At 65.5% G+C, this 13751-nt stretch carries 12 protein-coding genes; 9 read left to right on the forward strand and 3 right to left on the reverse strand.

Annotation, left to right across the window (positions count from 1 at the left end; translation table 11 throughout):
• Nucleotides 1-30 precede the first annotated feature (30 nt).
• From N551_RS0134585 to N551_RS39135, 9 genes are all read left to right on the forward strand, one after another.
• Nucleotides 31-1029 carry a tripartite tricarboxylate transporter substrate-binding protein gene (locus tag N551_RS0134585; protein ID WP_027570820.1) on the forward strand — a complete coding sequence of 333 codons (999 nt, stop codon included), beginning with the start codon at nucleotides 31-33 and terminating at the stop codon, nucleotides 1027-1029.
• A gap of 323 nt (nucleotides 1030-1352) precedes the next feature.
• Nucleotides 1353-3005, forward strand: a complete 1653-nt coding sequence (locus N551_RS0134590; RefSeq protein ID WP_081747985.1) for an NAD-dependent malic enzyme — start codon at nucleotides 1353-1355, stop codon at nucleotides 3003-3005.
• A 172-nt stretch (nucleotides 3006-3177) separates the two neighbouring features.
• The gene (locus N551_RS0134595; RefSeq protein WP_027570822.1) at nucleotides 3178-3570 is read left to right on the forward strand and encodes a BlaI/MecI/CopY family transcriptional regulator; all 393 of its coding nucleotides are present in this window, start codon (nucleotides 3178-3180) and stop codon (nucleotides 3568-3570) included.
• Complete coding sequence (locus tag N551_RS0134600) at nucleotides 3567-6086, forward strand: M56 family metallopeptidase (protein ID WP_027570823.1); 2520 nt, start codon at nucleotides 3567-3569, stop codon at nucleotides 6084-6086. The genes N551_RS0134595 and N551_RS0134600 overlap by 4 nt, the downstream gene beginning before the upstream one ends.
• A 167-nt stretch (nucleotides 6087-6253) precedes the next feature.
• A complete protein-coding gene (locus N551_RS0134605; RefSeq protein ID WP_027570824.1) occupies nucleotides 6254-7705 on the forward strand; it encodes a DUF1800 family protein in 1452 nt (483 codons plus the stop codon).
• A 2-nt stretch (nucleotides 7706-7707) separates the two neighbouring features.
• Nucleotides 7708-8958: a DUF1501 domain-containing protein gene (locus tag N551_RS0134610; RefSeq protein WP_027570825.1), complete on the forward strand. Its 1251-nt coding sequence runs from the start codon at nucleotides 7708-7710 to the stop codon at nucleotides 8956-8958.
• Nucleotides 8959-8987: 29 nt separating this feature from the next.
• Nucleotides 8988-9209, forward strand: coding sequence for a hypothetical protein (locus N551_RS0134615; protein ID WP_027570826.1), 222 nt, complete (start codon nucleotides 8988-8990; stop codon nucleotides 9207-9209).
• A 94-nt stretch (nucleotides 9210-9303) separates the two neighbouring features.
• Nucleotides 9304-9819 (forward strand): septal ring lytic transglycosylase RlpA family protein, encoded by a 516-nt coding sequence (locus N551_RS0134620; protein WP_027570827.1) that lies wholly within the window; start codon nucleotides 9304-9306, stop codon nucleotides 9817-9819.
• A 113-nt stretch (nucleotides 9820-9932) separates the two neighbouring features.
• On the forward strand, nucleotides 9933-10088 hold the full coding sequence (locus tag N551_RS39135) for a hypothetical protein (protein ID WP_197031218.1): 156 nt from the start codon (nucleotides 9933-9935) through the stop codon (nucleotides 10086-10088).
• A gap of 21 nt (nucleotides 10089-10109) precedes the next feature.
• On the opposite strand, the gene N551_RS39140 is transcribed toward N551_RS39135, so the two are convergent.
• The 3 genes from N551_RS39140 to N551_RS0134640 all read right to left on the reverse strand — a co-directional run bounded on the left by N551_RS39140 (nucleotide 10110) and on the right by N551_RS0134640 (nucleotide 13596).
• Nucleotides 10110-10415, reverse strand: coding sequence for a hypothetical protein (locus N551_RS39140; protein ID WP_007601056.1), 306 nt, complete (start codon nucleotides 10413-10415; stop codon nucleotides 10110-10112).
• 88 nt (nucleotides 10416-10503) lie between these two features.
• Complete coding sequence (locus tag N551_RS0134635; RefSeq protein ID WP_018457466.1) at nucleotides 10504-10776, reverse strand: hypothetical protein; 273 nt, start codon at nucleotides 10774-10776, stop codon at nucleotides 10504-10506.
• Between the two features lie 129 nt (nucleotides 10777-10905).
• Complete coding sequence (locus N551_RS0134640) at nucleotides 10906-13596, reverse strand: alpha/beta hydrolase fold domain-containing protein (protein WP_027570828.1); 2691 nt, start codon at nucleotides 13594-13596, stop codon at nucleotides 10906-10908.
• Nucleotides 13597-13751: the final 155 nt, after the last annotated feature.

Below are 13751 nucleotides of genomic sequence, written 5' to 3' on the forward strand. Positions count from 1 at the left end.
CATGCGGGGCGGCAAAAAAGGGTGGATGGAATGCAGGGGCGGTGGGCTGGACTGCGCGGTCATGTGATCGTCATTTGTGCGTTGTTCGGATGTGCGGCGTGGACCGCTCCTGCGAGCGCGCAGCCGTTTCCGTCCCGGCCGATCACCCTCGTGGTGCCGTTCGCGGCGGGCGGTCCGACCGATACGCTGGCGCGCATCCTGTCCGAACGCATCGCCGCCGAATTGCACGCGACGATCGTCGTCGAAAACGTAGCGGGCGCCTCCGGCAGCATCGCCGGCGCCCGCGTCGCGCGCGCAACGCCTGATGGTACCACGATCACGATCGGTCATTGGGGCACGCATGTGCTCAACGGCGCGATTTTCAAGCTGCCCTATGACGTGATCGCCGATTTCGAGCCGGTCGCGACGATCGCGATGGGCACGCAGCTCATCGTCGGCCGGAAGTCGCTCGAGGCCAACACCCTGAAAGAGATGATCGCGTGGCTGAAGGCCAACCCCGGCAAGGTGACTGCCGGCACGGCCGGTGCGGGCACAGGTGCCCACGTCGCCGGTGTCTTCTTCAAGGAGAGAACCGGCACCGACTTCCAGTTCGTGCCCTATCGCGGCGCGGGGCCCGCCATGATCGACCTCGTGGCCGGGCAGATCGACATCATGTTCGATCAGGCCTCGAACTCGCTGCCGCATTACAAGAACGGTGCGATCAAGGCGTTCGCGGTGACGTCGCCGACGCGGCTCGCCTCCGCGCCCGATATCCCGACCGTCGACGAGGCGGGGCTGCCCGGTCTCTACATCTCCTACTGGCACGGCATCTGGGCGCCGAGAAATACGCCGAAGGAGATCGTCACGAAGCTCAACGCGGCCATCGTCACCGTGCTTGCCGACGCTTCCGTCAAGCAGCGGTTTGGCGAATTGGGACAGGAGATTCCTCCGCCCGATCAGCAAACACCCGCAGCGCTTGGAGCCTTCCAGAAGGCCGAAACCGAGAAATGGTGGCCGATCGTGAAGGCCGCCGACATCAAGGCTGAGTAACGCTGTCGCCCATACCACTGACTCATCCTGAGGAGCCCGCGGAGCGGGCGTCTCGAAGGATGCGCCGCGGAGAGCAGGGCCTGCATGGTTCGCCCGGCGATGCAAAGCATCGTCCGGAGACGCGCGTTCCGCGCTCCTCACCATGAGGAGAACGACCGGCCTCGCGGCGTTAACCTTTTCGTGCGCACGACGACCGGTCTGTCACCAAAACCTCGCTGCGGTGCGGGATCACAATGCTTGCCGCAGTTTTCTGCGTCCTTGATCTCAGGTGAGTGCTGGCCGACAATGCTCGCCCTTCAATAAGAAACTCCCTGGGGGAATTCGTGAATAGACCTGCTCGGGTCAGCGCCCATTCGACATCGTCCGATTCCGTGCACGGCATGGCGCTGCTGCGCGATCCCCTGCTCAACAAGGGCACCGCCTTCACCGCGCAGGAGCGCGATGCGCTCGGCCTGCGCGGACTGCTGCCGCCGTGCGTGCTGACGATGGAGACCCAGGTCGAGCGCGTGCTCGTCAACCTGCGCACGCTGCCGACCGATCTCGAAAAATATGTTGCGCTGAATGCGTTGCATGACCGCAACGAGGCGCTGTTCTTCCGCGTCGTCGTCGACAATATCGACGAGATCCAGCCGATCATCTACACGCCGACGGTCGGGCTCGCCTGCCAGAAATACGGCCTGATTTTCCAGCGGCCACGCGGCATGTTCATCTCCTCGCGCGATCGCGGCCAGATCGCCGAGATCCTGAAGAACTGGCCCTATCCGGCCAAGCTGATCGTCGTCACCGATGGCGAGCGCATCCTGGGCCTCGGCGATCTCGGCGCCAACGGCATGGGCATTCCGGTCGGTAAACTCTCGCTCTATTCGGCCTGCGCCGGCGTGCATCCCGAAACGTGTCTGCCGATCGTGCTCGACGTCGGCACCAACAACGAAGAGCTCCTGAAAGACCCGTATTATCTCGGCTTGCGCGAGCGGCGGCTCACGGGCGAGGCCTATGACAGCTTCGTCGACGAGTTCATGGTCGCCGCGCGCAAGACCTTTCCGGGAGTGCTGATCCAGTTCGAGGATTTCGCCAACCACTCGGCGTTCAAGCTGCTGCACAAATACCGCGATGAGGCCTGCGTCTTCAACGACGACATCCAGGGCACGGCCGCGGTTGCGCTCGCCGGCCTGTTCTCGGCCTTGCGCGTCAACGGCGGCAAGCTGAAGGATCAGCGCATCCTGTTCCTCGGCGCGGGCGAGGCCGCGACCGGCATCGCCGATCTCGTGACGTCCGCCATGATGGCGGAGGGCGCCTCCGAGGCGGAAGCGCTCCGGCGCAACTGGCTAGTGGATTCCCGCGGCCTCGTGGTCGGCGGCCGTGAAGGCCTGTCCGGTCACAAGCTCCGTTATGCCCATGCCGACCAGGCGCCGATCGCCGACTTCCTCACCGCGATCAGGACGCTGAAGCCGACGGCGATCATCGGTGTTGCCGCAGTCGGCGGCGCCTTCACGCCCGACGTGCTCAAGGCGATGGCCGAGCTCAACGAACAGCCGATCGTGTTCGCGCTCTCCAACCCGACCTCGAAGGCCGAATGTTCGGCGGAGGACGCCTACCGCTACACCGGGGGCCGCGCGCTGTTTGCCTGCGGCAGCCCGTATGATCCTGTGAAGCTGAACGGCCGCACCTTCGTGCCGCGCCAGGGCAACAACTCCTACATCTTCCCGGGCGTCGGCCTCGGCGTCATCGCCAGCCGCTCGCGGCTGGTGACGGACGAGATGTTCATGGCGGCCGCCCATACGCTGGCCGATTGCGTCGGCAAGGACGATCTTGCGCAAGGCAGCCTCTACCCGGCGCTGCCGCGCATCCGCGAGGTCTCGGTCCGCATCGCTGCCGCCGTCGCCGATGTCGCCTATCAGCGCGGACTCGCGGACGGACCCGCGCCCAACGACGTGAAGGGATTGGTTCAGTCCCAGATGTACGAGCCGAAGTACTGAAGCCTCCGCATCGTCATGCCCGGGACAAGCCCGGGCATGACGACCGCCTAAAGCAAGCCCCGTTCGGTCAGCATCCGATACCATTTCAGGTAGAAACCCCGTTGCGCGGCGCGGCGGTATATGCGACGCTCTGTAGCGCTACAAGAAAATTCGAAAACCAAGGTAAGCCGCCATGGACGATCGTTTGCCCGACCTGGGCGACCTCGAACACGAGGTCATGCAACTGGTTTGGGCCCATGGTCCTGTCACGGCCGAAATTGTGCGCGAAAAGCTGTCGCGTCGGCTGAAGGAATCCACCGTGCGCACGGTGCTGCGCCGGCTGGAAGAAAAGGGCTATGCTCGGCACACGGTGGACGGACGCACCTACGTCTACCACGCAGCCGAAGCGCGCGCGCGGGTTGCGGCCAAGGCGGTGCAGCGCATCGTCGACTGGTTCTGCAACGGCTCGATGGAGGAGGTCCTCGTCGGCATGGTCGACAATGCAATGCTCGACCAGCAGCAGTTGCGCACACTGGCCGACCAGGTCGCCAAGGCGAAGAAGGCGAGGGGAGTGAAGAAAGAATGATCGCAACTCTGGCGGAGGCGGCGCTGCGCTCCCTTGTGCTGGGAGGCGTCGTCTGGTTCGGCCTCAACCTGTTTCGCGTGCGCAATCCGCACGCTCACATGACAGCGTGGGTCGTCGTGCTGCTGGCATCGCTGGCGATGCCCGTGGTGATGCATTGGCCGACGGTCACGATCACCCGGCTGCCATTGCCGGTATCGGTGCCGGATGATGTCCTGCCGGCTGACATCTCGATGTTCGAGATGCCGCAGCCCATGCAGCCGATCGCGCCCGGCGCGGCGATTGCTTCCCCGGCGCAGAGCGGCGTCTCGATCAATTGGTGGCTTGTCGCCACAATCGTCCATGTCGCCGTCGCCAGCCTGTTGCTGCTGCGGCTGGCCATCGGCCTCTATCTGACCTGGCGCCTCGCGCGCGCGGCAAGGCCGATCAATGGTCCGCACCTGGTCGACGCCGATGTGCGCGTCAGTCGCGACGTCGGCGGTCCCGTCACGTTTGGCTCGACCATTCTGGTGCCGCCGCAATTTGCCGGCTGGGACGCCAAGAAGCGGCTCGCGGTGCTCGCGCATGAGGGCGCGCATGTCGCCAACCGCGATTTCTATATCCTCCTGCTCGCCTCTCTCAATCGCGCGGTGTTCTGGTTCAGCCCGTTCGCCTGGTGGCAGCTCGCGCGTCTTGCCGAACTTGCCGAGATCATCAGCGACGCCGAGGCCATCGAGGTGATCGACGACCGGCTGTCCTATGCGGAAATCCTGCTTGATTTCGCAAGCACGGTAAACCCGCGGCCGCTCGAGCTCGCGATGGCGCGGGCCTCGACCGTGCGCGCCCGCGTCGAGCGCATCATCGCGACCGCCGCGATGCCGGTCGCGGTCGGCTGGCGCAAGCGGGCGTGGATCGCGGCCGCGATCGTCCCGGCCGTGATCGTGTCCGCCGGCATGATCGCCTATCGTACCCCGGAGCCTGCGCCGCTCGCCGCGGATAGCGGCGAGGTGCCGGCCCAGCATTACCGCCCCTTCGTCAATTTCTACGCCATGGGTGCGGCGTCGGTGTTCGCCATCTTCCGCGAAGGTGACGATCTCTCCGGCCAGCTCACCGGGCAGCGCCGGCTGCGCCTGACGGTCGACAGCGACGGCACCGCGTCCTACATGGCTTCGTCGAGCGAGATCACGTTCCCGCTCGATGCGGAACGTCGCTCCTCCGAACTGATGCTGCGGATCAACGGCCGCGACGTGCGCGCGGTGCGTGTCGCCGAGATGCCGGCGCCGACGACTGAACCTGCCTCGCTCGATCAGTATGTCGGCTGGTACAGGATTGCGCCGAACCGCGTGCTCACCGTGCGCCGCGATGGCGACCGTCTCTGGTTGCAGGAAACCGGGCAGGGCACGACGCAAATCCTTGCCGAGGGCACTGATGCCTTCTCCTTCCGCGGCGACCATCTCGTCATCTTCCTGCGCGACGAGCAGTCGAGGGTCTCGCGCGTGTTGCTACAAGGTGCGGTTTTCGGCGCCCGTCTTGCGGCCCGCGTCGATGCGGCGGTGGCTCAGACGGTCGAAGCGGATTTCGCGCGCCGCCTTGCCGAAGTCCCCGATCGCTTCAGGGAGCAGGTCCCGGCCGTCGGCGGCAAGGAGATGATTGTGCGCGGGATCGAGGATCTGCGCGCCGGCACGCCGAACTACGACCGCATGAGCGCGCCGCTCGCCGCCAAGCTCCACCGCCAGCTCAATGAAATGCACGCGACGTTCGTTGCGCTCGGCGGGCTGGAATCGATCTTCTTCCGCGGCGTCGGACCCGGCGGCTACGACATCTACGGCGCGAAGTTCGAGAACGGTACGGCCGAATTCCGCCTGCTGCTCGAGCCCGACGGCAAGGCCGGCGATGTCATCTTCAGAGCCGACGGCAACGACGAGCTCGGTGGCATCGTGCCTTGCTCTGAGGAGGCGAACGTGCGCGGTCGCGCCGGCACCTCGCCGATCAGGATCATGGTCTATAACGAGATGGGCGACGACATCCAGGTCTTCAATCTCGATGCCGACGGCAATCGGAGGGCGCAGAGCGTCGTCAGGCCCAACATGACCTGGGCCTCCACCACCACCGTGAACAATCCGTGGGTGATTGCCGACAAGTCGGGACGGTGTATGGAGATCCTGGTGCCGGGTCGGCAAACGCGCTTCCACAATGTCGAGGCCTCAAACCTCGGCGCGCGTCCGGTTCGCGCAGCGAGGCGCGCCGTTCCGATCGCCAATGGCGAGGAGATGCTGCGCCGCTACATTGAGGGAGTCGGCAAGGGACAGCCGGACTACGAGCGCATGACGTCGGAAGTGGCCGACATCACACGCGCGCAGCTTCCGTTCGATCAGGCGATTCTAACGCGGCTGGGTGCGCTGCGTGCGGTCTCCTTCCGCGGCGTCACCGCGCTCGACAGCGACATCTATGTCGCCCAGTTCGCCAACGGTTCGGCGGAATGGCGCATCGGCGTCAGAAACGGCACGATCACGAAGATCGCGCTCGGGCCCAATTTCTAGAAGGATCGCCGCCGCTGATCTGCAGGACCGGCGGCTCCCGAGTTGTTGACGGCGCTCTCTCAATCTCCGCTTGCCGGTCTTTGTCGTGAATGCTACAGTACGTAGCATTACGCTTCGTAACTTCCCGCCGACACCGTCGGCAGGCTCGCAAGAATTGGGCATTCGCCATGAGCAGTTCTGCAAAGGCCGAGGCCGTGCTGGCACTTCATCGCTTCGGGATGGGGCCGCGTCCGGGATCGATTGCGGCTCTCGGAACCGACCCGCGCGGCGCGCTGATAGCCGAGCTCGACCGCCCGCTCGTCCTGAACGCCGCCGCGAGCCTTCCCTCCAGCGCAAAGGCCTATCGCACCGTGGCCGATGCCAATGCGCGGCGCGCCGCGCGCGCCAAGCAAGCCCAGCAGCAAGCTAAAAAGCAGCAGGTGGCGGCGACGCCGACCATGTCGGAAGATCAGACGCAAGGCCAGGGAGCGGACAAGGATGCCGCCGAGATGGCGGCCAAGCAGGCGGCCGAGGCCGTGCCCGATCCGGGGCGTCCGATCTATTTGCAGGAAGCCAAGGTGCGCACGGAAGCTGCGCTTTCTGCCGACATCGGTTTCGCCGAGCGGCTGGTGTGGTTCTGGTCCAACCATTTCTGCATCTCAGCCAACAAGATCCAGAGCATGTCCGGCGCCTATGAGCGCGAAGCCGTTCGCGCCAATACGCTCGGCCGCTTCGTCGATCTCCTGTTGGCCGTCGAGGGCCATCCGGCGATGCTGTTCTATCTCGACAATCTCGGCTCGATGGGCGCGAACTCGATCGCCGGCATCAACCGCAGCCGCGGCCTCAACGAGAACATCGCGCGCGAGATCATGGAGCTGCATACGCTCGGCGTGCGCGCCGGCTACACCCAGGACGACGTCATCAGCTTCGCCAATGTGTTGACGGGATGGACGCTGCTGCCGCCCGGCGACAATCCCGAGCACGGCGGCGAATTCACCTTCAATCCGCGGCTGCACGAGCCCGGCGGACAGACCGTGCTCGGCAAGCGCTACGAGCAGGAGGACGTTGAGCAGGGCCGCGCGGTGCTGCGCGATCTCGCCGCGCATCCGGCGACCGCGACCCATGTCGCGACCAAACTCGCACGACATTTCGTGGCCGACGAGCCGCCGCCTGTGCTGATCGAGCAGATGGCGAAGATTTTTCGCGACGCCGAGGGCGATCTCAAGCAGGTCGCGATCGCGATGGTGTCGTCCGACGAAGCCTGGCGCGGGCCGCCGTCGAAACTCAAGCGTCCGAGCGAGTGGGGCGTCGGCATGGTGCGCGCGACCGGCATCACGACCGTCGATCCCGTCCGCTTCACCGGCGGCCAGGAGCTGCTCGGTGAAGGGCTGTGGCGGCCATCGGCGCCCAAGGGTTATCCGGAGGACGAGGCAAGCTGGATCGACGGCATTGGCCGGCGGCTCGACATCGCCAACAATTTCGCCGAACGCATCGCGACCACTGCCGATCCGCAAGTGATCATCGAGGACGTCTTCGCCTCCGAGATATCAGCCGAGGTGAAGCAGGCGGTCGGCCGCGCCGAGAGCCGGCAGCAGGCGTTGGCGCTGCTGTTCATGTCGGCGGATTTTCAGAGGAGGTGAGCATGGGCGTCGTCAATCATTTGCCCACGCGGCGCGAGCTTCTGGTCGGGTCCGGCGCGCTGTTCGCGTGGAGCCAGATGCCGCGGATCGCGCGCGCCGAAGGGCGCGATCCGCGCCTGCTGGTCATCGTGCTGCGCGGCGCGCTCGACGGCCTTGGCGCGGTTGCGCCGGTGGGCGATCCCGACTGGATCTCCTTGCGCGGCGATCGCGCGCTGGTGCTGGACGGCAAGCCGCCCGCGCTGCCGCTCGATGCTTTCTTCGCGCTCAATCCGGCGATGCCGAACCTGCATCGGCTCTACAAAAGCGGCAAGGCTGCGATCGTCCATGCCACCGCGACGCCCTATCGCGAGCGTTCGCATTTCGACGGCCAGGACGTGCTGGAGAGCGGGCTCGTCAAGCCGGGTATGACCAGCTCGGGATGGCTCAACCGCGCACTGCTCGCGCTGGAATCCGGCGGGCGTGTCGACCCGCGCGGCAGCCGCGCGCTCGGCATTGGCTCTGTGACGCCGCTGGTGGTGCGCGGTTCGGCGCCTGTGATGACATGGGTGCCGCAGAGATTGTTGCCGGCGAGCGAGGACACGCAGAGCCGTTTGCTCGATCTCTACCAGCGCACCGATCCGAAGCTTGCGACCGTGCTCCAGGCCCGCATGAGGCTCGCGTCGCTCGGCGGCGCATCGGGCGCGGGCGATCCGATGTCCGACGATCCAACCTTGGCGCCGCCCGGCATCGCGCGCGTCCGCGCCTATTTCGCCGAAGCAGCCGGCACCGCCGCGCGCTATCTCGCAAAGCCCGACGGTCCGCGTGTCGGCGCGATGGGCTTCGTCGGCTGGGACACGCACATCGCCGAGGGCGCGGCCTCGGGCCAGCTTTACAATCTGCTCGGCGCGCTCGACGGCGCCTTTGCCGCGATCGAGAGCAACATGGGCGAAGCGTGGCGCGAGACCGTCGTCGCGGTTGTCACCGAGTTCGGGCGAACCGCGCGCATCAACGGGACGCAGGGCACCGACCACGGCACGGGCACGGTCGCCTTCCTGATCGGTGGCGGGCTTACCGGTGGCCGCGTCATCGCGGACTGGCCGGGTCTGAAGCCGGCGCAACTCTTCGAGGATCGCGATCTCAAGCCGACCACGGATTTGCGCGCAGTGTTGAAGGGCCTGCTGAGGGATCATCTGCGTGTCGAGGAGAAGGTGCTCGCAGAAGCCGTCTTCCCCGGCAGCGCCGACGTCAAGCCGATGGGAGGCCTCGTCGGCTGACGACGGGCTCTCGCAACCGGATCGGGTTCATGATGTGCACGCTGACACAACGGGAGCTCGACTTTCTCGCCGGCCTGAAAACCGGCTGGCGGCGGCTCTATCGGCGCGAACTCGCACGGCTCTTGAAGGGCGACGCCGAGCCTGGCGAGGTTCCTCCGGAGACGCGCCCGATCTGGCGCGTCGTATCGGGCTTATCCCAGGAGTCTGTCTCGATTCAGGACAAGCCAGTGTGGTGGAATCGCCACAGCTAAACCCGAAACAGCTGCGGCCGCAGGCGCGCTTTCGTTCCGACAAGGTTCTGCCCTCATTGCCCACCGAAACTCGGGGTCGTTCGGAGGGCGCATCATGTCTCGATTTGCACGTGCCGAAACTGCCCGGATTTCGCCGGCAACCCTGTGCCGGATACTGCTCGCCATCATCGGCGCGGCGTCGCTTGCGGCGTGTGCGCAATCGCCCGTCGGCCGCCAGAAGGCCGATCTCGGCACCCACCGCCAAGCCGCTGTCGAACGACCGCACAGGGTGGCGGCGCTGCATCCACGTCCGACCAGCCGGGCCCGCCTCCCCGACGGCGACGCAAAGCAAAGCGTCTCGCATGGCGTCGCCAGCTTCTATTCGGACACGGAGACGGCGAGCGGCGAGAGGTTCGACAAGAACGAATTGACAGCGGCCCATCCCAGCCTCCCGTTCGGCACTAAGCTGCGCGTCACTGACGTTTCATCCGGCCGCTTCGTGACCGTCAGGATCAACGATCGCGGGCCGTATGTTCGCGGACGCGTGGTCGACATCTCGCCCTCCGCGGCGGAGGCGCTCGGCATGGTCGACAAGGGTGTCACCAATGTCCGGCTCGACGTGGTGCAATAATTTGCGGCCGCATCGATCCGAAGCGCTGTGCTTAACCGGCTGTTAGCCGCCTCCAGCCACCATGGATACCCAATCATTCGGGACTCCAGATTGAAGCTCTTGGGAGGCGGCGTTTGACCACGATCCAGTATCTCGAAGATCAGGCCGCACGCGCCGAGCGGCTGGCCAAACGGATCACGGATACATTGACGATCGAAAAGCTCCTAACCTTCGCGGACGAACGCCGCCGCGAGATCGAGATCATTGCCGGCAAGTACCGGCGCGCCTGATTTTCATCGTCCAACGCGCGCTCAGCTGTGGCTCTCGACGAAGTCGCTGAGATAGTCGGGTAGCGTCACGCCATCGATGTCGCAGCGCGCCCGGATCTCACCGGCGACGTCGGTCGAGATGTCCTTCATCCAGTGCTCCAGCGTGTTGAACGAGATGACCTTGACGGGGTCGTTGAAGCAGCCGGCGACGAGCTCGCCGATCGTGGCATCGAGATCGCTTCGCTCGACACGGATCTCCGTCGCCTTGTCGAGGCGATCGATCACCACGAACAGGGTCTGGTCTGCGCCATAGGGCACGACAGGGGCTGGCACGCCGGCTTCAAGCATCTGAGGCACTCACGCCTTCGCTTCCGATCACCATCAACGGGAAAAACCGGTAGAAGGTTCCTGCGCTCAGCCGGTGCTTCTGCGAGGATCAGAGAAATTCGCGCAACCGCGCCAGCTCGGTGATGTGCTCAGGCGAGAGGATGTCCGTGACCAGCGGTGGTTGCGCGATGGTGCGGATCTCATAGAGATGCCTGGTCGCCGCCGGCTTCGCCATGAACGCCGAGATGCATTCGTCGAGCGTGCCCTCGATCACCTGGTAGGACGCTCTGTCCGATCGCCTCTGGTTCGCAAGCGACGGCCATTTATGCAGCACCGCAAGGACGCCAAAATCGACCTTTGAATCCCCAACCACGTCCCCCATCGTTCCGCCTCACGCAAAAAGAACCCCGGCACACGATCGTGCGTACCGGGGCCTACACCCATTACTGCATCTCAATGCCACAGCACCAAACGCGATGACCGAGAAATTGTTCCCGGCCGATATTCGCTTTCAGCTCGCGGCCGCCGCGATCTTATGCCCCGGGCTGGTATGAACCTGACTGCGATCGTCGCCACGGCTGACCTCCGGTGGCAACCCTGCGAAGCGCCGCAAGGCCTCGGCCATCTGCACCCGGCCCGGCGCGCCGGTGATGATCACGTCCACCATCGTGAAGGACGAGTGGAAATGACCGCGGGCCTTGAGTTGCTCGACCGGGACACCGGCGGCCGCCATTGCCTCGGCATAGGCGATGCCTTCGTCACGCAGCGGATCGAATTCGCAGGTGACGACGAAGGCCGGCGGCAGGCCTGCGACCTTGCCGCGGAGCGGCGAGGCGCGCGGATCGGTGCGGTCGGCCGGCGAGCAATACAGGTCCCAGAACCAGTACATCAGCGAACGGGTCAGGAAATAGCCGGTCGCATTGTCGTTGTAGGAGGGGCGGTCGAAAGTGCAGTCGGTGACCGGGCAGATCAGGAGCTGGCCCGCGATCTCCGGCCCGCCGCGATCGCGTGCAAGCTGGCAGGTGACGGCGGCGATGTTGCCGCCGGCACTCCAGCCCGCGACCAGCACCGGGCCCGGCCTGCCGCCGAGCTCGGCGGCGTGCTCGGCGATCCAGCGCGTCGCCGCATAGCCGTCTTCGGCCGCAGTCGGGAAACGATGCTCGGGCGCATGACGATAGCCGACGCTGACGAGCATCATGCCGGTCCGCCGCACCATGTCGCGGCAGAACGGCTCGTCCGACTGCTCGTCGCCGAGCACCCAGCCGCCGCCGTGGAAATAGACCACGACCGGATGCGGCCCTGATGTTGCCGGTTTGTAGACCCGATAAGGCAAGGGACCGTCGGCGCCGGGCAGCGTGCCGTCGACGATCTCGCCGATCGGCCGTCCAGCGGGACGGCCCTTGTTGAACTCATTGACGAAGGCGCAGGCGCCTTGCGCGCCCATCGACTCGATCGGCGGCAGGTTGAGCGAGGCAAGCAGGTTAAGCACCAGCCGCACATCGGGCTGCAGGCGCACCACCTCGCCGTCATTGCATTGCGCGGCAACGTTGGGACCGGTCAGCTTGAAGCCGAGCATGCCGCGGCTGACCACCTCGTCGCAGATGCTGCGATAGGGACCGACGCCGCCGGTATAAGGCATCAGGCCCTGCACCTTGCCGGGCACGTTGGCGCCCGTGTACCAGGTGTTGGCGAGCCGGTGCAGCGTCACCATCGAGCAATCGGCCATGTGCCTGTTCCAGCCGGCCTGCGCCGACTCCGTCGGCTCGATCGTGGTGAACCCGGCGTCGCGCAACGCCTTGAGCCGATCGACGACCCAGTCGACATGCTGCTCGATCGACACCGCCATGTTCGACAGCACCGACGGGCTGCCGGGCCCGGTGATCATGAAGAAGTTCGGAAAGCCTTCGACGGTGAGCCCGAGATAGGTCTGCGGCCCCTGCGCCCAGACATCGGTGAGCGACTTGCCGCCACGTCCGGTGATCGGATGCACGGCGCGGATCGCGCCGGTCATGGCGTCGAAGCCGGTCGCGAACACGATGACGTCGACATCAACGCTGCGCTTGGACGTCGTGATGCCGCTTGCGGTGATCGCCTTGATTGGCTCCTGACGCAGATTGACCAGCGTGACGTTCGGCCGGTTGTAGGTCGCGTAATAGTTGGTATCGAGGCAGGGCCGCTTGGCGCCGAACGGATGATCGTCCGGCATCAGCGCCGCGGCGGTCTCGGGGTCTTTGACGGCAGCGCGGATCTTCTCGCGGATCAGGTCCTGGACGATCTTGTTGCCGTCGATGTCCACCGCCTGGTCGGCCCAGAGCTGGGTCAGGATGTGGACGAGGTCGCCGGCCGCCCACGCGCGTTCGAACCGCTCACGACGCTCGACATCGCTTAATTGCCAGCTCACGATCGTCTGCTGCGGATAGGGTACGCCGGCCATCGACTGGCGCGCCTGCTCGCGATAGGCCGCGCGATCGCCTTGCAGCAGGCTCATGCGATCGGAAGGCGCTGGGCCGTTATGCGCCGGCAGCGCGAAGTTCGGCGTACGCTGGAACACGGTCAGATGTGCGGCCTGTTGTGCGATCAGCGGGATCGACTGAATGGCCGACGATCCCGTGCCGATCACCGCGACGCGTTTTCCGGCGAGATTGACGCCGTCATGCGGCCAGCGTCCGGTGAAATAAACCTCGCCCTTGAAGTCCTTGACGCCGTCGATCTCCGGCGGCTTCGGCGCCGAGAGGCAGCCGGTGGCCATAATGTAATGGCGGCAGGAGACCGGCGCGCCATTGTCGGTGGTGAGCTGCCAGCGTCCGGTGGCCTCGTCCCATTTCGCTTCCGTGACCTTGGTCTTGAAGCGAATGTCACGCCTGAGATCGTAACGGTCGGCGACGAAGCCCAGATAGCGCAGGATCTCGGGCTGGGTCGCGTATTTCTCCGACCAGGTCCAGGCGGTCTCGAGGTCCGGATCGAAGGTGTAGCTGTAATCGATGGTCTGGATATCGCAGCGCGCACCGGGATATCGGTTCCAGTACCAAGTGCCGCCGACGTCGCCGGCTTCTTCGAGGCCGACCGCCGTGAGGCCGGCTTTGCGCAGCCGATGGAGAAGATAGAGGCCGGCAAATCCGGCACCGACCACGGCAACATCGACCTGCTGGCTGGTTCCGCGCCCCGCGTCAGAGGCACGCGCAGCAACCATTGCATCAGGCATGGCATTTCCTCCCGTGTGTTTTGTTTTGCCGGCAGGCTATCGCTGCAGGTTCGGCTTGTCATCACGGCATGTGCAATCTTCGGTAGCCATTTGCGGCGTCATCATGGCCGCGTGAATGTTGCGGCAGCACACGCATCGCGATGCACAATGGCCGT

The organism is Bradyrhizobium sp. URHA0013 (assembly GCF_000518345.1).
Classification (GTDB): Bacteria; Pseudomonadota; Alphaproteobacteria; order Rhizobiales; family Xanthobacteraceae; genus Bradyrhizobium.